This window comes from Salinarchaeum chitinilyticum (assembly GCF_055390775.1).
On sequence record NZ_AP043888.1, the window covers coordinates 1673360 to 1692252 of the forward strand.

20 protein-coding genes are annotated in these 18893 nt (G+C 68.3%); 6 read left to right on the plus strand and 14 right to left on the minus strand.

The window, feature by feature from the left end:
• Nucleotides 1–47: 47 nt before the first annotated feature.
• Entirely contained in the window at nucleotides 48–1178 is a 1131-nt protein-coding gene (locus tag ACZ5KP_RS08145; RefSeq protein ID WP_460922631.1) for a sulfatase-like hydrolase/transferase, read from the plus strand.
• Complete coding sequence (locus ACZ5KP_RS08150; protein ID WP_460922628.1) at nucleotides 1178–2635, plus strand: flippase; 1458 nt, start codon at nucleotides 1178–1180, stop codon at nucleotides 2633–2635. The genes ACZ5KP_RS08145 and ACZ5KP_RS08150 overlap by 1 nt, the downstream gene beginning before the upstream one ends.
• A 37-nt stretch (nucleotides 2636–2672) precedes the next feature.
• Here the strand turns inward: ACZ5KP_RS08150 and ACZ5KP_RS08155 are convergent, their stop codons facing one another.
• The 5 genes from ACZ5KP_RS08155 to ACZ5KP_RS08175 form a co-directional block, all read right to left on the minus strand.
• The gene (locus ACZ5KP_RS08155) at nucleotides 2673–3206 is read right to left on the minus strand and encodes a hypothetical protein (protein WP_460922625.1); all 534 of its coding nucleotides are present in this window, start codon (nucleotides 3204–3206) and stop codon (nucleotides 2673–2675) included.
• Nucleotides 3207–3308: 102 nt separating this feature from the next.
• Nucleotides 3309–4667, minus strand: coding sequence for a sulfatase-like hydrolase/transferase (locus ACZ5KP_RS08160; RefSeq protein ID WP_460922622.1), 1359 nt, complete (start codon nucleotides 4665–4667; stop codon nucleotides 3309–3311).
• A gap of 118 nt (nucleotides 4668–4785) precedes the next feature.
• Complete coding sequence (locus ACZ5KP_RS08165; RefSeq protein ID WP_460922619.1) at nucleotides 4786–5421, minus strand: class I SAM-dependent methyltransferase; 636 nt, start codon at nucleotides 5419–5421, stop codon at nucleotides 4786–4788.
• Nucleotides 5422–5428: 7 nt separating this feature from the next.
• On the minus strand, nucleotides 5429–5599 hold the full coding sequence (locus ACZ5KP_RS08170) for a hypothetical protein (RefSeq protein ID WP_460922616.1): 171 nt from the start codon (nucleotides 5597–5599) through the stop codon (nucleotides 5429–5431).
• Nucleotides 5600–5802: 203 nt separating this feature from the next.
• Entirely contained in the window at nucleotides 5803–6546 is a 744-nt protein-coding gene (locus ACZ5KP_RS08175; RefSeq protein WP_460922613.1) for a DNA polymerase sliding clamp, read from the minus strand.
• Between the two features lie 296 nt (nucleotides 6547–6842).
• Here ACZ5KP_RS08175 and ACZ5KP_RS08180 point away from each other — a divergent pair, with 296 nt between their 5' ends.
• From ACZ5KP_RS08180 to ftsY, 4 genes are all read left to right on the plus strand, one after another.
• A complete protein-coding gene (locus tag ACZ5KP_RS08180; protein WP_460922610.1) occupies nucleotides 6843–7070 on the plus strand; it encodes a hypothetical protein in 228 nt (75 codons plus the stop codon).
• A 125-nt stretch (nucleotides 7071–7195) separates the two neighbouring features.
• Nucleotides 7196–7372: a 50S ribosomal protein L18Ae gene (rpl18a, locus tag ACZ5KP_RS08185; RefSeq protein ID WP_460922607.1), complete on the plus strand. Its 177-nt coding sequence runs from the start codon at nucleotides 7196–7198 to the stop codon at nucleotides 7370–7372.
• A complete protein-coding gene (pfdA, locus tag ACZ5KP_RS08190) occupies nucleotides 7369–7815 on the plus strand; it encodes a prefoldin subunit alpha (RefSeq protein ID WP_460922604.1) in 447 nt (148 codons plus the stop codon). Before rpl18a ends, pfdA begins: the two co-directional genes overlap by 4 nt.
• An 11-nt stretch (nucleotides 7816–7826) precedes the next feature.
• Complete coding sequence (ftsY, locus tag ACZ5KP_RS08195) at nucleotides 7827–9005, plus strand: signal recognition particle-docking protein FtsY (RefSeq protein WP_460922601.1); 1179 nt, start codon at nucleotides 7827–7829, stop codon at nucleotides 9003–9005.
• A 246-nt stretch (nucleotides 9006–9251) separates the two neighbouring features.
• Here the strand turns inward: ftsY and argF are convergent, their stop codons facing one another.
• The 9 genes from argF to ACZ5KP_RS08240 form a co-directional block, all read right to left on the minus strand.
• The gene (argF, locus tag ACZ5KP_RS08200) at nucleotides 9252–10178 is read right to left on the minus strand and encodes an ornithine carbamoyltransferase (protein ID WP_460922598.1); all 927 of its coding nucleotides are present in this window, start codon (nucleotides 10176–10178) and stop codon (nucleotides 9252–9254) included.
• 76 nt (nucleotides 10179–10254) lie between these two features.
• Nucleotides 10255–11415, minus strand: coding sequence for a [LysW]-lysine hydrolase (locus ACZ5KP_RS08205; protein ID WP_460922595.1), 1161 nt, complete (start codon nucleotides 11413–11415; stop codon nucleotides 10255–10257).
• Nucleotide 11416: 1 nt separating this feature from the next.
• Complete coding sequence (locus ACZ5KP_RS08210; RefSeq protein WP_460922592.1) at nucleotides 11417–12565, minus strand: aspartate aminotransferase family protein; 1149 nt, start codon at nucleotides 12563–12565, stop codon at nucleotides 11417–11419.
• 2 nt (nucleotides 12566–12567) lie between these two features.
• Nucleotides 12568–13494, minus strand: coding sequence for an acetylglutamate/acetylaminoadipate kinase (locus tag ACZ5KP_RS08215; RefSeq protein ID WP_460922589.1), 927 nt, complete (start codon nucleotides 13492–13494; stop codon nucleotides 12568–12570).
• A 39-nt stretch (nucleotides 13495–13533) separates the two neighbouring features.
• On the minus strand, nucleotides 13534–14595 hold the full coding sequence (argC, locus tag ACZ5KP_RS08220) for an N-acetyl-gamma-glutamyl-phosphate reductase (RefSeq protein ID WP_460922586.1): 1062 nt from the start codon (nucleotides 14593–14595) through the stop codon (nucleotides 13534–13536).
• A 13-nt stretch (nucleotides 14596–14608) separates the two neighbouring features.
• On the minus strand, nucleotides 14609–15496 hold the full coding sequence (gene lysX, locus ACZ5KP_RS08225) for a lysine biosynthesis protein LysX (protein ID WP_460923432.1): 888 nt from the start codon (nucleotides 15494–15496) through the stop codon (nucleotides 14609–14611).
• A 1-nt stretch (nucleotide 15497) separates the two neighbouring features.
• On the minus strand, nucleotides 15498–15662 hold the full coding sequence (gene lysW / locus ACZ5KP_RS08230; RefSeq protein WP_248517699.1) for a lysine biosynthesis protein LysW: 165 nt from the start codon (nucleotides 15660–15662) through the stop codon (nucleotides 15498–15500).
• A gap of 228 nt (nucleotides 15663–15890) precedes the next feature.
• Nucleotides 15891–17522 (minus strand): argininosuccinate lyase, encoded by a 1632-nt coding sequence (gene argH, locus ACZ5KP_RS08235; protein WP_460922583.1) that lies wholly within the window; start codon nucleotides 17520–17522, stop codon nucleotides 15891–15893.
• Between the two features lie 4 nt (nucleotides 17523–17526).
• Nucleotides 17527–18831, minus strand: a complete 1305-nt coding sequence (locus tag ACZ5KP_RS08240; protein ID WP_460922580.1) for an argininosuccinate synthase — start codon at nucleotides 18829–18831, stop codon at nucleotides 17527–17529.
• Nucleotides 18832–18893: the final 62 nt, after the last annotated feature.

Consider the following 18893-nt stretch of genomic DNA (forward strand, 5'->3'; position numbering starts at 1 on the left):
CCTCCAGAGCGCAGGACTCAAGTGACGCTCGCGCGCTCATTCACCCAATGCGCGACGTTATCCTCGTCTCTGCGGACTCCGTACGCCACGATTTCCTCGACGCGATGCCGTACGTCTCCGCGAACCTCGACAACCACGAGGCGATCACGGGCGCCCACTACACCCGGCCCTCCCTCGCGAGTCTCCTCACGTCGAACTACCAGGGTGCGGTGGAGTCCCGCGTCGTCGAGCCCTCCGTCGCCGAGGCCTTCTCCGACGCTGGCTACACGACGATCGGGCTCTCCTCCTCGCCACACACCGACGCCCGCTTCGGGTTCGATTCCGGCTTCGACGTCTACCACCACTTCTCGGAGGCTGGCAACCGCGGCAACCCGATCCGGCAGTTCGCCTCGCAGTTCGACCTCATCCGGAAGGTCTACCACCGGTTCAAACCGCCACACGCGAAGCTCTCGAACCGGCTGCCCGATGACGAACTGATCGACGAGTCCATCGAGGCGTTCAACGCCGAGGACGGCCCGCGGTTCATGTGGCTGCACATGATGGGCACGCACCGACCCTACGGGCTGGGCGACGACGCGGTGCCCAAGGACGTCGACCGCAAGGCGCTGTTCAAGCCCGAGAAGCTGACCGACGCCGAGCGGGAGACGATCGAGGCGAAGTACCGCGCCACGCTCGAACGCGCCGACGCGGAGATCGAGCGCCTCGTCGAATCCGTCGATTCGGAGGACCCACTCGTCGTGTTCACGTCCGACCACGGCGACGAGTTCGGCGAGGAGGGCGTCTGGTTCCACCAGCCCCAGCGCGGCCGCGTCGCGGACGCACTGATCACCGTCCCCGCGGCGACGAACGACCTGGAGCTCGCCGGACCGCTGTCCTCGCTGGACATCGCTCCGTCCATTCTCGCCGATCAGGCCGGCCCCGACGCCGTCCCACCGGAGTGGCACGGGAAAGACGTCCGCCCGGAGGCAGCGGGCGGCCAGGGCCCCCGGAACCACGCCCTCACGGTCGCGCCGTGGCACGGCTCCGCGACGCTGGCCTGGCAGGATTTCGAGACGAAGATCGTGGCGAAAGACGCCGACGTGGCACTCTCTCGTGACGGCGAGACGGTCGAGGCCGAGCGGTCCGACGTCGACGAGGACCTCAAACAGCAGATGCGGGACCTCGGATACGTGGAGTAATGGCGGACGACGGCGCGATCCTCAAGGGCTACCTCTCCGTGTTCACGGGGGATCTCGGGCGGCTCTTGATCTTCGCGGCGTTCATCCCGGTGCTCACCCGCACCGTCGGCGAGGCGGGCTTCGGCCGCTACGCGCTCGTGATGGCGATCTTCCTGCCGAGCCGGAAGATCCTCAACATGGGCCTCTTCGAGGCGACGAAGACCTACGCGAGCCGCGAGGACGGCACGGAGCGCGACCAGGTGATCGCGACGTCCTTCGCCCTCCACGCGGGGATGCTCCTCGTCGGGATTCCGCTGCTGGCGGGACTCTTCACGATCTTCACGGACGGCGCGCTGCGGAGCGCGCTCTACCTGATGCTGGGTGCGGTCGTCGGCGAGCAGCTCTACTACTTCGGCCGGGGCGTGCTCCACGCGTACAAGCGCGAGGCGATCGTCGAGCCGCTCATTCCGGTGCGCTCGGCGATCATGGCGGTGGTCGGGCTCACGCTCGCCGCGCAGGGCTTCGGCGTCCCCGGCGTCTTCGCCGGGTTCGCGACCGGCTTCCTGCTGACGGGTGCGTTCTCGACGCTGCTGGCCTTCCGGGAGGCTGGCTTTCTCCCCTCGCCGAAGCGGCTCGCGCTGGCGGTGTACGGCCGCCCACTGCTGCGCTTTGGCGCGCAGACGATGGCCCTCGTCCTCCTGCTCACGAGCATGTACAAAGTCGACGTCCTGCTGGTGAGCTACTTCCACGGGAACGTCGACACCGGCCACTACCGCGCCGCCCTCCAGGTCTCGGAGTTCATGTGGGTGGTCTCTATCGGCGTCGAGCAAGTGATGATCCAGTCGACGGCGCAGTTCTGGAAGGAGGACGCCATCGAGGAGCTGACGAGCCTCACCTCGCGGATGCTCCGCTACGTAGTCGTGATCACGGTGTTGCTCGTCGCGGGCGTGTTCGTCCTCAGCGAGCCGTTCCTGACGCTGTACTTCGGACCGGCGTACGAGGCGAGCGTGCTGCCGCTGCGCGTCCTGCTGCCGGGCGTGCTCGGGTTCGCGATCGCACGGGTCATCTGGCCGGTGCTCCAGGCCGGCGGCCACCTCCGGACCCTGCTGCTCGCCACGGGCGCGGCCGTGGTGATCAACGTCGTCCTGAACCTGCTCCTGATCCCGCGGATCGGCATCGTCGGCGCGGCGATCGGGACCTCGGTGGCCTACGGCACGATGGCGGTGACCCACGTCGTGGCGGCGCGGACGGTCGACATCCGACCCCTCGACGGGTTGCCGATCCTCCGGGTCGCTGCGCTGGGCGTCGGGACGATCGGCCTGCTCTGGGTGCTGTTACCGCTCGGTCCGTGGTGGGTCGACCTGTTCGTGCTGCCCTGGATCGGGCTGGCGGTCTACGCGGCCGGCTGCCAGCTGCTCGACGTGCTGACGATCGAGGAGATTCGGGGACTGGCCGGCGAGTTTGCGCCGAGTGAGTGACCGGGCGAGCGTGCGGTCGGTACCCGTCGTGGAGCGGCTACGCCGATGCTGTGTCGGCCGGCGGCGTGCCGATGGAGACCACCACGTCGGACAACCTGGCCCTGCAAACGAACAGGTCGTCCTCGAACTGGAGATAGGCAGTCTGGTCGACCCAGTTCGGCGGATCGCCGTCGTACTGCTCGCGCTGGCGCTGGAGCGTTTCGTCGATCACGTCGATCGCAGCCGCCAGCGTTTCCGCCGTCTCCGACGTCGGCGACCCGGTGGGACACGCCGTGATCTCCTCGCCGTCGATGGAGCGCTCGAGCACGATCGTCACTGACTCCGTCTGCTCGGAGACCACCACCGGAACGACGTGCGTGCGCTGCTCGGCGGTCAGCGTCACGGGCTCGGCCGAAAGCAGTGATTTCGTCACCTGACAGTCGGAGTCCGCGGGCGGTTCGTCTGCAGCGTCGCCGGAGTCGTTCTCCGCGTCGTTGGGCTGTGAGGACCCGTCGTCCCCGTCGTCGAGCGCCGTCGAACACCCCGCCAACGCGGCAACTGGGAGGGCGGCAAGCAGCTGTCGGCGGTGCACGTTTCGAATCGACGATCCCGAAATAATGAGTCTTGTGTCGGTTCGCCGGACCCCGCTGGAACCCCCGCTGGGTCGTCGCCGATCGCAACTCAGCGTTCCCAGCTACTCCATGTAGCCCAGATCCGCGAGCATCTCCTCGGTGTCAGAATCGATCTCCTGGCGTTCGATCTCGCCGAACTCGGCGAGCCACTGATCGAGATCCTGGGCGAGCGCGTCGCGTCGTTGACCCGCGTCGTCCGCCAGATCGTCGCGCTCCCCGGGGTCGGCTTCGAGGTCGTAGAGCTCCTCGACGTCCTCCTCGCGGTCCCGGAGGAGCTTCCACTCGGGCGTCCTGGTGGCCACGCGGTCGCCGAAGGTGGGGTACGCCATCGTGAACAGCTGGCGGTCCTCCTCGACCGGCTCGACCGTCGATGTCTCGCCCTCGTCGACTGGGCCCTCGAAGATCGGCTCGCCAGCGGCGTCGAGCGCGGGGGCGTCGACCAGCGAGAGGAGGGTGGGGAGGATGTCGATCGTCCGGACCTGCGTGTCGACCTGTTCGTCGGGGAGGGCGTCGTGGTCGAAGGCGAGCGGGACGTTGATCTCCTCGTCGTAGAGCGTGCGGCCGTGGCCCTCGTAGCCGTGCTCGCCCAGGGCCTCGCCGTGGTCGCCGGTGAAGACGACGAGCGTCTCGTCGGCGATCCCGCGGGCCTCGAGTTCAGCCTGGAGTTCGCCGACGTGGTCGTCGACGCGCATCATCGCGGCGGTGTACTCGTCGTGCTCGTCGAGGAGGTCCCGCGGCGCGTTCCGGGGCTCGTGGACGTCGAAGTAGTGGACCCAGCCGAAGAAGCCGGATTCCTCGGCGTTGGCGGCCTCGCTGTCGTCATCGTCCGCGGCGCCAGCCGTAGCGGACTTCGGCGCGACGTCGTCGAGGCACGCTTTCGCGTCGTCGGTGACGCTCCGGGCGGAGCGGCAGTGCAGCGAGATGAGGCCGAGATCGCGCAGGAGATTCTTGACGGTGTACCGGCCGATGCCGAGATTCTTGACCGCGCCGAAGACCGTGTTGAACGTCTTGGTGTCGTAGATCCGCGAGAGAATGGGATAGAGCTTCCCGTAGTTCTGGCCGTCCTCGTACCGGTCGAACCCGCGGTCGAGCTTCGAGTGGTCGGCAGCGAGGTGGTCGACGCTGACGACGCCAAAGGTGTCCATACCCGCGGCCTGGAACTGCTCGCCGGCGGTGTCGTGGGTCTCGTCGAGGCCCCAGCCGTTCTCGACGACCCCGTGCTCGAAGGGGTACTTCGCCGTCATGAACGCGGTCAGGCTCGGGTCGGTGGTGTTGGCGACGGTATAGGTCTCCGTGAAGTCGAGGGATTCGTCGTAGAGCTCGGCGCAGTTGGGGAAGAGCCCGTCCTCGAGGCCCTCCTTGAACACGTCCTCGCGGAGACAGTCCACGCTGACCAGCAGGACGTTCCGGATCTCGCTCATTGGCCGTGGTATCGGGACTCGGGAGTTAACGGTGTCGCTCGGTAGTCGAATTCAGTTCCGTCGGTGGACCGTGGTACGTGATTGAAGGGGCGATCGCGACGGAATCGGCCGCACCCAACTACTCCCGACGAGCGACGACGAGTTCGACCGGGACGACGAGTACCCGTTCGATTCGGCCGCGGCGAAGCTCGAACCCCGCATCGCGAAGGACGCCGCTGACGTCGAGCGGACGACTGTCGACCAGCCTCGGGAACGCATCGTTGAGTCGGGTGTAGAGCGGAGCGACGATCGGGCTTCGTGCCGTCGACGGGCTGATGACGCAGATCTGGCCCCCTGGTTCGAGGACGCGACGGAGTTCCTTGAGTAGGGTCGCCCGGTGATCGGCGTCGAACAGTTCGAGCGTGAAGCTCACGAGCACGTGGTCGAAGCTGTCGGCGGCGAACGGCAACGACAGTGCGTCGCCGCAGATGACCTCCGACGGACCAGTCTCGTCGAGGCGATCCCGCGTCAGCTGGCACATCTGCGCTGCAACGTCGATGCCGATCACGTGGCCTTCGGGCCCAACAGTGGCTTCGAACCTGGCGAGGCCGCGGCCGGTCCCGCAGCCGACGTCGAGGACGACGTCTCCGGGCGCTGCGTCGAGGTGCTCGATGCCGCGCCGTCGGAGCCGGCCCTGAAACGGATCGACGAGGGCATCGTAGTAGGGACTGAGCGCGTCGTACCACTCCCTGCTGTGGCGCGTGGATGCTCGCATCACCGTCCTAGCCGTCCCGGTTCAGTACGAACCTGCGAACGAGGTAGACGAGGAGCAGTAGTGCCCCGCCCGTGATCACTGTCCCCAACAGCAGGACGAGGACGATAAGCGTCGTCGGGATCGCGAGGTTCACAATTGGGAGCGGCGCGACCGAGCGGGGGTGGACGGTTCCGGCCATTGGACGTGTCTGCACCGACAATACAGTTATATTTTCCACATATTCGGCGAGTACTACGCAGCTCCCAGGGTCGGTTTCGAGAAAAGAATCTCACGGTGCGAGTTTCGCAGTACACCGAGTGAGAGAACGAGCGCCGTTCACCACTCGTGGACGGCCGAGGAAATCAGCCAAAGAGCCCCAAACAGCCACAGACCGCGGTTTCCCTAGTCGCTCTGGATGCGGGGGGCGAGCATGTAGGTCACGCGACCCTGGCCCTCCGCGATCTCGAAGTGGAGCTTGACGGGGAACTCCTCGCCGAGCTCGACGGTGACCTCGGCGTCGCCGGGGATCGCCTTCTGGATGTCGCCGAGGTAGTCGAGGCTAAAGAGCGAGTGGGCCTCGCCGGCCTCGAGCCCGATCAGGTCGGCGGGGTCGAGTTCGAAGTGGACGTCGTCGGTGTCGCCCTCGGCGTCGACGTAGAACAGCTCCTCGTCGGCGTCGACGCCCAGCGCGATGTGATCCGAAACCATGTCGGCGGCGGTGACCGCACGATCGATGTCGGCGCCTTCGAGGACGATCTCCGCGGAGAGGTCGAGGTCGGGGATGTCTGGCTCCTGGCGGATCGAGTCGGGGTCGATCAGCGCGAGGGTGTACTCGAGCCCGTCGATCTGGGTGTGGAGCTTGCGGGTCTCCTCGTCGAGTTCGAGCTCGATGAGCTGGCCCTTGTCGGCCATGCCCGCGATGTCCTGCAGACGGGAGAGATCGACGCCGATGAGGCCGCCGTCGGCCTCGTAGGACTCGAACGCACTGGCGTCGAGTTCGAGATCGACCATGCCCACGTTCGCGGGATCGACCGCCCGGATGGCGAGCCCGTCCTCCTCGAGGTGGATCTTGCACTCCTCGACCAACACGCTCACCGCGTCGAGCGCGTCGCCGAGCGTCTCGGCGTCCACGATGGCCTTGAACATATCGTCCGTGGGTAGCCCCCCGGCCCATAAAAAGACCCGCGGTACGCCCGCGAGCACGCGCGAGGTATTCGGCCGGTTCGAAGGCGGGCACCACCGACCGATCCGAAGGTGAACACCACGATCGATCCGAAGGTGAACACTAACGGCTGATTCGAAACGGAACACCACCGGCCGATCCGAACGCAAACACCGACCGTTCGGGCATCGGCCAGGCGCGGACGCCAGCGCCGAGCGGAGCGACGGAGTCCACCGAGACCGGCGACAGCTTTTCTACCGGCGGCCGAGACGGGCGACGTATGGACGCTGTCCCTGAGTCCTGGCAGTTCGGCTACGCCCTCCTCGCGACCGCCACGGCGTTCGGCGTCTGGCGAACGTGGTTCGGCGGCGCGGACGGCATCTGGATCATGATCGGTGCGATCGGACTGTTCGCCCTCCTCGCGTTCGTCGACGGCCTCGTCCTCGGGCGCATTCGTCAGGGCGGAGACGCCACTGTCCAGGAGAGCGGCGAGTCCAATGGCGCGTGAGCTGAGCAAATCCGGGGCGAAGCGCAGTGACCGCTCCGATCGCAAGCGGGGAGTCGAATCCGGGCCGCGACCGTCCGCTTTCCGAGTCGGAACGTACTTCCGACTCCCGGGCCCAGTTCTGGTACATGAGTGAGTACACCGTGAGCGGTCGGTTCCAGGCCCGCGAGGGCTGGCAGGACTTCGAGACCGAAGTCGAGGGAGCGAACGAGTCGGTTGCCCGCGAACACGCCTTCGCCGAGATGGGCGCGCGGCACAATCTCAAGCGCCGGCAGGTCGAGCTCGAGGAGGTGTCCGCAGCATGAGTGGAAACCAGGAGCTCCAGCAGATCCAGGAGCAGATCGACGAGGTCGAACAGCAGATCGAGCTCGTCGGGCAGGAGATCGACGAGCTCGACGACGAGCAGGACGAGATCGACGAGGCCATCGAAGCCATCGAGGCGCTGGAGTCCGGCTCCACCGTGAAGGTCCCCCTCGGCGGCGACACCTACGTCCACGCGGAGATCGAGGACATCGACGAGATCATCGTCGGTCTCGGCGGCGGCTACGCTGCCGAGCGCGACCAGGAGGACGCCGTCGAAACCCTGCGCTCGAAGCAGGACACCATCGACGACCGCATCGAGGAGTTCGAGAACGACGTCGACGACCTCGAGGACACCCTGGACGAGATGGAGGGTCGCGCCCAGTCGCTGCAGCAACAGCAGATGCAACAGCAGATGCAGCAGATGCAGGGCGGCGACGGCGAGTGAGGACGTAACCCATGTTCGACGGGCTGAAGGAGACGCTGGGAAGCTTCCGTGACGACGCGGAGGAGGCAGCCGACGAGAACGTCGAGGAGGTCGAGGCCGACGAGCAAGAGTCGGCTGCCAGCGAAGCGGAGTCGGACGCTGGCGGAGACGGCGAGGCTGCCGCGGAGGCCGTCGCTACCGAAGAACAGCCGACGAGCGGCGACGCCGAGCAGCCCGTCGACGAGATGGACGCCGGCGAGCCGGCAGAGCAGCCGGCGGCCGACGACGAGAACGCGGAGGCCACCGACGAATCCGACGACCCCGACACCGGCTTCGTCCGCAAGGCGAAGTCGCTGACCCGCGGGAAGTTCGTCATCGAAGAGGAGGACCTCGAGGGGCCGCTCCAGGACCTCGAGATGTCGCTGCTCGCCAGCGACGTCGAGATGGACGTCGCGCAGGCACTGCTCGATAACATCCGCGAGGAGCTCGTCGGGGAGACCCGCACCGTCACGACGAGCACCGGCGCCGTCGTCGAGGAGGCCCTCCAGAACGCCCTCCTCGACGTGATCAGCGTCGGCCAGTTCGACTTCGAGGAACGGCTCCAGCAGGCGGACAAGCCCGTCGTCATCGTCTTCACCGGCGTCAACGGCGTCGGCAAGACCACCTCGATCGCGAAGCTCTCCGAGTACCTCGCCGATCGGGGCCTCTCGAGCGTGATGGCCAACGGCGACACGTTCCGCGCCGGCGCGAACCAGCAGATCCGCGAGCACGCGGACGTACTCGATCGCAAACTCATCGCCCACGAGCAGGGCGGCGACCCCGCGGCCGTGATCTACGACGCCGTCGAGTACGCCGAGGCCAACGACGTCGACGTCGTGCTCGGTGACACTGCCGGCCGCCTGCACACCTCCGACGGCCTGATGGACCAGCTCGCGAAGATCGACCGCGTCGTCGAGCCGGACATGACCCTCTTCGTCGACGAGGCGGTCGCCGGCCAGGACGCCGTCAACCGCGCCCGGGAGTTCGACGACGCCGCGTCGATCGACGGGACCATTCTGACGAAGGCCGACGCCGACTCCGGCGGCGGCGCGGCGATCTCGATCGCCCACGTCACCGGAAAGCCGATCCTCTTCCTCGGGACCGGCCAGGGCTACGACGACATCGAGCGGTTCGATCCCGAGTGGATCGCCAGCGAACTGCTCGGGGAGTAGGGTTGCGGAAGTTCGATTCGATCGTTGCTACTCGCACAGTGACAGTGATCTCCGAAAGCCCAAGAGCGCTCGGTGGGCCATCCTCCGGGTGGGACTGGAAGGGGCCGACCGCTCGTCGGTTTAGGCGAAGTAAGCACCGGAGCGACCGAAGGGAGCGAGGAGCGCAGCGAGCGTAAACCGTCGAGCGGTCGGGGGCTTCCAAGGCGGAAGAAACAATGCCAGAATCAAAGATCGAATCCGCAGAATTCAGACGTATTCGCAGAGCCAGACGAGCAGCCCCTTCTGGGCGTGCAACCGATTTTCGGCCTGGTCCCAGACGATCGCCTGATCGCTCTCGAGCACGTCATCCGTAATTTCCTCCCCACGATGCGCAGGGAGACAGTGCATGACGGAAACGTCCTCTGCAGCGCTCTCCAGCAGTTCGTCGTTGACCTGGTAGCCCTCGAAGTTGGCGAGCTTCTCCTCCCGTTCGTCTTCCTGGCCCATACTGACCCAGACGTCGGTGTAGACGACGTCGGCGCCAGCGACTGCCTCGGCGGGATCGTCGACGATCTCGGGCTCGCCACCGAGTTCGGCGGCGCGCTCGACGACCGACTCGTCGATCTCGTAGCCCTCCGGCGTCGCGACGGTCAGATCCAGCCCGGCGAGTGCCGCACCGATCACGAACGACTGCGCGACGTTGTTGCCGTCGCCGACCCACGCGACGGACGTTCCCGCCAGCCCGCCGGCGTGCTCCTGGATCGTCAACAGATCCGCCAGCGTCTGGCAGGGATGGGCGTCGTCGGTCAGCCCGTTGACGACCGGCACGTCCGAATACGCCGCGATCTCCTCGAGGGACTCGTGGTCGAAGAGGCGGGCCATCAGCACGTCGACGTACCGCGAGAGCGCCCTGGAGGTGTCCTTCAGAGGCTCGCCGCGGCCGAGCTGGAGGTCCGAGTCGCTGAGGAACACGGCGTGGCCGCCGAGCTGGGTCATCCCCGTCTCGAAGGAGACCCGCGTCCGCGTTGACGGCTTCTCGAACAGCATCCCGAGCGTCTGGTTGTCGAGGTCGTCGTGGAGAATCCCCTCCTGTTGCTCGGCCTTGTACTCCGCCGCGAGCCCGAGTACCTCGTCGAGCTCGTCGGCGCTCAGGTCGTCGACGTCGAGGAAGTGGCGTGGATTGGATTCGGTCATTGGGTATCACCCTCCGTGGCAGTGGGAAGAGCGGTTGCGGCCGCGAGATTCCCACCGTCGGACCCGGGGCACGTAGTCATTGCGCATCCGCCTCCGCGTCGGCTGCTTCCTCCGCGTCGTCTCCATCCGACAGGTCCGCGGCTGCATCCGCCAACACGGCGATCGCGCGGTGGTACGCCGCCAGCGGCAGGCGCTCGTCGGGGGCGTGGTCGAGGTCCGAATTGCCCGGGCCGTAGGTCGCCATCGGGCAGTCCCACTCGCGAGCGTAGACGTTCATGTCGCTGGTGCCGGTCTTGCGCAGGAGGCGCGGGTCGCCCTCCGCGCGGCGGATCGCCCCGCGAAGCGCGCGAGCGACGGGCGTCCGCGGGCTCTCCATCACCGGTGGGATCGGCGTCCCCCAGTTGACGGTACCCAGCTCGAGTTCGCCGTCGGCCAGCTCGCGCAGGCTGCTGGCGTCGAGCGACGGCGGGATCCGGAGCTGGACGTCCATCGTCGCCTCGACGGAGAGGCCGTCGGTGCTCGTCCCGCCGTCGATTTCGACGGGCTTGGCGGTGACCTGCTCGAAGACGGGATCGAACTCGTCGCCGCCGACCTCGCTCACGGCCTCGCGAACGGACGACCACCACCCCACCGCGTGCTCGATCGCGTTGGGCTCGGGGCGCGAGGTGTGGCCGGACTCGCTCGTCGCGACGTAGGTGCCCGCGATGAGCCCGCGGTATCCCAGCGTGATGCCGTCCCAGCCGGAGGGCTCGCCGTTGATCACCGCGCCGGGGGCCTCGCGATCGTCGACGAGGAAGTGCGCCCCCGCCGAGTCCGTCTCCTCGCGGACGACGCCGACGAAGGAGACGCCGGTCTCGATCGCCGCGACGGCCATCGACGCGAGCGGGCCGGTGGCGTCGACGCTGCCGCGGCCCCAGAGCACGCGCGGATCGTCGGCCTCCTCGGCAGCCCCGCCCGTTTCGGCGAGCACCTCGTCGTCGGGATCGTCCTCGATCCGGACGGGAATCTCGCCGGGAACGGTGTCGACGTGGCTCGTCAGCAGCACCGAATCGTCGGCGGGCGCGCGGACGTTGCCGACCTCGTCGCGATAGACCTCGCGGTCGTGGGCCTCGAAAAACTCGACGAGGCGCTCGGCGGCGGCGTCCTCCTCGCCGGAGCGGGACGACGTCTCGACGAGGTCGACGAGCAGCGCCTCGGCGGCGTCGGCGTCGACCGCGTGGACGGTGCTCGCCGTCATCTCAGTTCCCTCCCGTCACGTCGGCGATCGCCGCCACGACCTCGTCGGCGTGGGACTCGTCGATCGTCAGCGGTGGCAGCAGGCGCAGGACGGTGCGGCCCGCCGGCAGTGCCAGGATCCCGTGGTTCAGTGCGAGCTCCTTCAGCAGGCGGTTCGCACCGCGCTTGACCTCGATGCCGAGGATCATCCCCTGACCGCGCACGCCGCGGGCGTCGATCTCGCCGGACTCGATGCCGGCCTCGATCTCGTCGCGCAGGTAGCCACCGACGTCCGCGGCGTTGCCAGGCAGGTCCTCCTCGACGATGACGTCCAGGGTGGCCTCCGCAGCGGCGCTGACCGTCGGGCCGCCCGAGAACGTCGAGCCGTGATCGCCGTGCTCCTCGGCGAGCCAGTCGGCGACGAGCGTCGCGCCCATCGGCAGCCCGCTGGCGATCCCCTTCGCGGCCGTGAGCGCGTCGGGCTCCACGCCCGCGTGCTCGCAAGCCCACAGCGACCCGGTGCGGCCCAGCCCGGACTGGATCTCGTCGACGATCATCGCCGCGCCCTCGTCCTCCGTAACGTCGCGCACGGCCTGCAGGTACTCCGCGGGCGCGGGGTGGACGCCGCCCTCGCCCTGGACGGGCTCGAGGATGACGGCGGCGGTGTCCGCATCGACGGCGTCGACGAGTTGGTCTGCGTCGCCGTAATCCACGAACTCGACGCCGTCGATCAGCGGCTCGTAGGGAGCCTTGTACTTCCCCTTCCACGTCGTTGCCAGCGCGCCCATCGTGCGGCCGTGGAACCCGCGGCGGGTCGCGACGATTTTCGCGTCGCCGGTCGCCGCGCGGGCGAACTTCAGCGCGGCCTCGTTGGCCTCGGTGCCGGAGTTACACAGCCAGACGTTCTCGAGATCACCCGGCGCGATCGCCGCGAGGCGGTCGTAGAGTGCGTCGCGGGCGTCGACGGGATACGACCCCTGGACGTAGAGCAGCTTTCTGGCCTGCTCGACGACGGCGTCGACGACCTGCGGATGGCAGTGGCCCGTCGGCGTGCAGGCGTAGCTCGCGCCGAAATCGAGGAACTCGTTCCCGCTGTCGTCGTAGAGGTACGGTCCCTCGCCGCGCTCGATGCGAATCGGTTTCTCCGAGAAGACGAACCCTGCGTTCCCCATGGTCAGGACACCTCCGCCGTTTCGTCTGCATCGTTCTCTTCGTCCTCATCCTGCAGCGCGCTCGCCTGAATGTGCGTTCCGCCGCCGTCGACGGCCGAGACGACCGGCTCGTCGACGTTCGCGTCGGCGACGATCACGCGCTCGGCGCCGCCCTCGATCGCCTCGGTGGCGGCCATGACCTTCTTCGTCATGAACCCCTCCGCGGCGTCTTCGATCTGCTCGAACTCCGCGGGCGTCTCCGCCGACTCGATCAGCGTCGACTCGTCGTCGGGATCGGCGAGCACGCCAGGGACGTCCGTGAGAACCACGAGCGTCGCGTCAAGCGCGCCGGCGATCGCGGCTGCGGCACGGTCGGCGTCGGCGTTGACTGGCAGCCATTCGTCCTCATCCTTCCCGGCCATCGGCACCGTCGCGACGGGGGTGTACCCGCCGTCGAGCAGCGTCTCCAGCAGGTCCGCGTTAACCTGCTTGATCGTTCCGGAGTGGTCCCCGCGCTTGATCTTCTGCTTGCCGTCCTCCTGGACGCGGACGGCGGACTTGCGCGGTCCGGCGAGCAGTTTGCCGTCGACGCCGGAGAGGCCGACCGCGTCGACGCCCTCGTTCTGGAGGCCGGCGACCAGGTCGGTGTTGAGCTTCCCGGGGAGCACCATCTCGAAGACCTCCATGGTGCGCTCGTCGGTGAACCGGCCGACGACGCCGCCGGGCGTCTCGACGTAGGTGGGCTCCTCGCCCAGTTCCTCGAGCGTCTCGTCGACGGCGGTGGAGCCGCCGTGAACGACGACGACGTCCTCTCGCGGGCCGTGCCCGCTCGAGTTTTCCGAGGAGCCATGCTCCTCGTCCTCTCCCTCGGCAACGAGCGATGCGACGTCGGCGAGCGCGCCCGCGGGGTCGACCGCCCGCGCGCCGCCGATCTTGAGTACGACAGTCATTGTGTGAAACCTCCGTGTACAGCGGTATGAAAACGTGGGTTAGGGCGCGCCGACGGGATGGAGGCCCGTGGCCCCCAGCCCGGCGGTCTCCTCAAGGCCCAGCGCGACGTTCGCGGCGTGGACCGCCTGGCCCGCCGAGCCCTTCATCATGTTGTCGATGGCCGAGAACACGACGAGGCGCTTGTTCGACGCGTCGACCTCGAAGCCGACCTCGGCGAAGTTCGATCCAGCGACTGCCTTCGGCTCGGGGTAGCGATACACCCCGCCACCGCCGGAGGCCATGCGGACGAACGGCTCCTCCTCGTAGGCGCCACGGTAGGCACCCCAGAGGTCGCCGGAGGAGACCGGCGATCCGGGGAAGACGTGACAGGTCGCGGACGCCCCGCGGATCATGTCCACCGCGTGGACGGTGAAGGAGACGTCGAGCCCGAGGTACGCCTCGATCTCGGCCTCGTGGCGGTGGCCCGTCGGCGCGTAGGGGCGGACGACGCCCGAGCGCTCGGGGTGGGAGGAGGCCTCGCCGCCGCCGGCGCCGCCTTCCGAGGAGCCGACCTTGACGTCGATCACGATCTGCTCGTCTCCCGACAGAATGCCGTCGTCGACGAGGGGTTTCAGGCCGAGGATCGACGCGGTCGCGTTGCAGCCGCCGCTGGCGATCAGGTCGGCACCCGGGAGTTCCTCGCGCGTGAGTTCGGGCAGCGCGTAGACGGCGTTGTCGAGGTACTCCGGCGCGACGTGGCCGTCGTACCACTCGTCGTAGGCCTCGGCGGTCGGCAGGCGAAAGTCCGCCGAGAGGTCGACGACGGTGTCGGCGGCCTCCTGGAACGCGTCGATGCGCTCCATCGAGACGCCGTGGGGCGTCGCGGCGAACAGGACGTCGACCGACGCCAGTTCCTCCGGATCGGTGAAGCGCAGGTCGAGGTGGCGCAGGTTCGGGTGTTTGTAGCCGACGGACTTGCCGGCCTTCGAGCGGCTGGTGGCCTCGGCGATCTCGAAGTTCGGGTGCCCATCGAGCAGGCGCAGGAGTTCGCCGCCGGTGAAGCCGGTGCCGCCGACGACGGACGCGGTGAGCGTGTCGGTAGGTGTGGTGTCGTCAGTCATAGAAACGTCCTCTTCAGGCAGTCGCCTCGACCGAGTCGTCGGCGACGGTCGCCTCGAGCCAGTCGATCACGCGGGCGGGCACGTCGACGTCGGTCGCGTCGTTCAGCGCCTTGAACTCGACGGTGTGGTTGACCTCGTGGACGGTGTAGTCCTCGGGCTCGCCGTCCTCGTCGACGGTCTCCATGAGGTCGACGCCGAGCAGCCCGCCGCCGACGGCGTCGCTGGCCTTCTCGACCAGTTCGCGGGCGCGGTCGTCGAGCTCGAACTCCTCGACGTCGGCGCCCTGGGCGGCGTTGGTCAGCCAGTGCTCCGAGGAGCGCACCATCGCGCCGATGGGCTCGCCGTCGGCGGTCAAGACGCGGATGTCGCGGCCGGGCTTGTCGACGAACTCCTGGACGTAGAAGATCTTGTGCTCGTAGTGGCCCAGCGTGTCCTTGTGTTCCAAGATCGCCTCCGCCGCGGAGCGGGAGTCGATCTTGGCCATCAGGCGGCCCCAGGAGCCGATCACGGGCTTGAGCACGCAGGGGTAGCCGAAGGACTCGATCGCTTCGAGCGCGGAATCCTTCGTGAACGCGACCTTCGTCCGGGGCGTCGGGACCCCCGCTCCCTGGAGCGCGAGCGAGTTCTTGACCTTGTCAGCGCAAACGTCGGCGGTGCGGGCGCTGTTGACGACGGGGACGTCGTAGGCCTGGCAGAACTGCGTGGTGTAGAGCGAGCGGCTCGTCGAGAGGCAGCGGTCGAGCACGACGTCCAGCTCCTGGAGCGCCTCGCTTGCCCCGTGGACGTCGAAGACCTCCTTGCGGACGTCGATCTTCACGACGTCGTGGCCGCGCTCACGCAGCTCACTCAGCAGGAGCTTCTCGTCCTTGCGGATCCGGGAGTAGAGGATCCCGACCTGCACCTCACTCACCCCAGTCTTCTTCGAGCTCGGGAGCCGTCTCGAGCTCGGCCGGGTCGACGCCGACGACTTCGAGTTCGGCGCCGCAGGTGGTGCAGTCGACGATCTCTCCCACTTCGAGGTTCTCGTGCAGGGACACCTCGGCCCCGCACTCGACGCATTCGGTCATCGTGTACCCACGTCGTCGACGCGATACCTTAAACCCATCGAACTTACCAGAACGTGAACACGAATCGTACTGCCGGCTAATCGCACGAAGAAGAGCGAACGGCCGCGATCAGTCGGTTCCAGTGTCAGCTGGATGTGTCATTCGTCCCCGAGACGGGGACGTCGGATCGGTCGCCGTAATCGGGACGACCGGTGCCGTCGGTTCGACCGGGGAACCGGCCGCAGCCGATCAGACATACTCGGCCACCTCCGAGTCGAGGCGCTCGGCCGCCCCGTCCAGACTCTTGCGCGTCGCGACGATCGCCACGAGGTCGTCCTCGAGGTCGGCCTTCGCGCTCGCGACGGCGTCCTCGACGGCCTCGGGTGCGGGACCGCCGGGGGAGTCCCGGCTGGCAACGCTCTCTGCGGGATCGAGCGCCGCACGCAGGGCCGCCTCGTCGACGGCGTCGGTGATCGACTCGCCCAGCACCGCGTGGGCGGCGTCGTCGAGGACCTCGATCGCTGCGTCGGGATCGGCCGCGCCGCGGGCGCCTGCCGCTCCCGTCGAGCCCGCGGCCGCTCCGTCGTCTTCCAGCGCTGCGACGTCCGGCGCCGCCACTGCCACGACCTCGTGGGCCGTGCGGAAGGGGACGCCCGACTGCGCAAGCAGGTCCGCGACGCCGGTCGCCGTCGAGAACCCCTCGCCGGCGGCCGCCGCGCAGGCGTCCTCGTCCCACTCCGCGGTGGCCACCGCCCCGCCGGCGACGTCGACGGCGCTCTCGACGTCGTCGATCACGTCCCAGACGTGCGGGCCCGCGCGCTGGAGGTCGCGGTTGTACGAGCGCGGCAGCCCCTTGAGCGTCGTCGCGAGCGCCTGGTGGGCGCCGGCGGCGTCGCCGGCCACTGCACGCACCAGCTCCAGGGAGTCGGGGTTCTTCTTCTGGGGCATGATCGAACTCGTCGACGCGTAGTCGTCGTCGAGGTCGACGAAGCCGCGATTCGCGTACACCACGAGGTCCTCGGCCATCCCCGACAGAGTGGTCGAGAGCGCCGACAGCGCCCCGGCGGTCTCGAGCAGGAAGTCCCGCGTCGAGACGGCGTCCATCGCGTTTTCGACGATGCCGTCGAAGCCCAGCAACGCGGCGGTCTGCTGGCGGTCGACGTCGAACGTCGTTCCGGCGAACGCCGCTGCGCCCAGGGGCGACTGATTGATCCGCGTGAACGCGTCGAGCAGACGGCTCGCGTCGCGGGCCAGCGCGCGCTCGTAGCTCGCCAGCCAGAACCCGACGGTCACCGGCTGGGCGGGCTGGAGGTGCGTGTAGCCGGGCAGCAGCGTCTCGGAGTGGGCCTCGGCGGCTTCCAGCAGCGCCTCGCGCGTCTCCGCGACCGCCTCGAGCACGTCGAGCACGTCCTCGCGCAGCCGGTAGCGGATGCAGGTCGCCACCTCGTCGTTCCTGGAGCGGGCGGTGTGCATCCGGCCGCCCTCGGGGCCGACGCGCTCGATAACGGCCGTCTCGATGGCCTCGTGGACGTCCTCGCCCTCGGAGAGGACGGCACCGTAGCCCTGCTCGTCGACCGCGTCCTCGATCTCGTCGAGCGCGGCGAGGATCTCGCCGGCGGTGTCTTCCTCGACGATCTCCTGCTCGGCGAGCATCAGCACGTGGGCGCGATCGACCGCGAGGTCGGCCGCGAAGATGCGGCGGTCTGCGTCGAGCGAGGACATGAACTCGCGGGCGGGGCCGCCGGCGAACCGGTCGCGGCGGACGACGCCCTCGTCGTCTGCGGGCTCGCCGGCTGCGTCCTCGGCGCTCGCGCTGTCCTCGGCCGCTGTCTCGGTGCCGTTCGGGGTACCGCGGTCCGGTGTGGCGTCGTCCTCGCTCATCGGATTACTCCTCGTTCTCCGAACCGTCGCTCTCCGCACCGCCGTCAGCGCTCTGCGCTGACGAGGATCGGCTCGCTTCGCTCGCCTCACCGCCGTCGGTGATGGCAGGGGAACGGTCCTCGACGCCTGCTTTCACGGAGTTGGCGAGGCGCTCCTGGAGGCCGTGGTACTTCGCGACGCCGGTGGCGTCCTCCTGGGCGATGCCGGCGACGTCCTCGGTGTTGAAGGAGGCCATCTCCTCGGAGTAGACCGCGTACTCGCTGTCGCGGGCGACTGCGCGGCAGGACCCGCCCTGGACCTTGACCGTCGCGGTGCCGGTGACGACGTCCTGGGTCTCTTGGACGAACGCGTCGAGGGCGTCGACCAGCGGCGCGAAGACGAGCCCCTCGTAGGCCTTCTCCGCCCACTCCTGCTCGATCCCCTTCTTGAAGGAACGCTCCTCCTTCGTCAGGACGAGGTCCTCGAGCGCCTGGTGAGCGGTGAGGAGGACGGTCGCAGCGGGATGCTCGTAGTTCTCGCGTACCTTGAGGCCGAGCATGCGGTCCTCCATGACGTCCGTGCGGCCGACGCCGTACTCGCCAGCGTACTGGTTGAGATGCTCGATCAGCGCGACGGGCTCCATCGCCTCGCCGTCGACGGCGACGGGGACGCCCTGCTCGAACTCGATCTCGATGAGCTCGGGGCCGGCTGCCTCGTCGCCCGGTTCCTGGGTCCACTGGTAGATGTCCTCCGGCGGGACGTAGTCTGGGTGTTCGAGGTCGCCGCCCTCGATCGCGCGGGACCAGAGGTTCTGGTCGATCGACCAGACGCCGCCGTCGCCGGCCTCGACCGGCAGGTCGCGCTCGTCGGCGAACTCGATCTCCCACTCGCGCGTGAGCCCGAGCTCGCGGACGGGCGCGATGACTTCGAGGTCGGAGCCGCGCCAGACCGCCTCGAAACGGAGCTGGTCGTTGCCCTTGCCGGTGCAGCCGTGGGCGATGCCCTCGCAGTTCTCGGCCTCGGCGACCTCGAGGATCGCCTCGGCGATGACTGGGCGCGCGAGCGCGGTGCCCAGCGGGTAGCCCTGGTAGGTCGCGTTCGCGGCGACGGCGTCCAGACAGAGGTCGGCGAACTCCTCCTTGGCGTCGACGACGTGGAGGTCGAGCCCCAGCGCCTCCGCGGTCTCTTCGGCCTCTTCGAACTCCGATTCGGGCTGGCCGACGTCGACGGTGACGCCGATCACTTCGTCGTAGCCGTACTCCTCCTCGAGCAGCGGGACGCAGACGGTGGTGTCGAGGCCCCCCGAGAAGGCGAGTGCAACGCGTGACATGTGTGTGGTTCAGGAAAACGACTTGGCGGGGATAAATTTGTCCATATTAATCATGCAAGAAA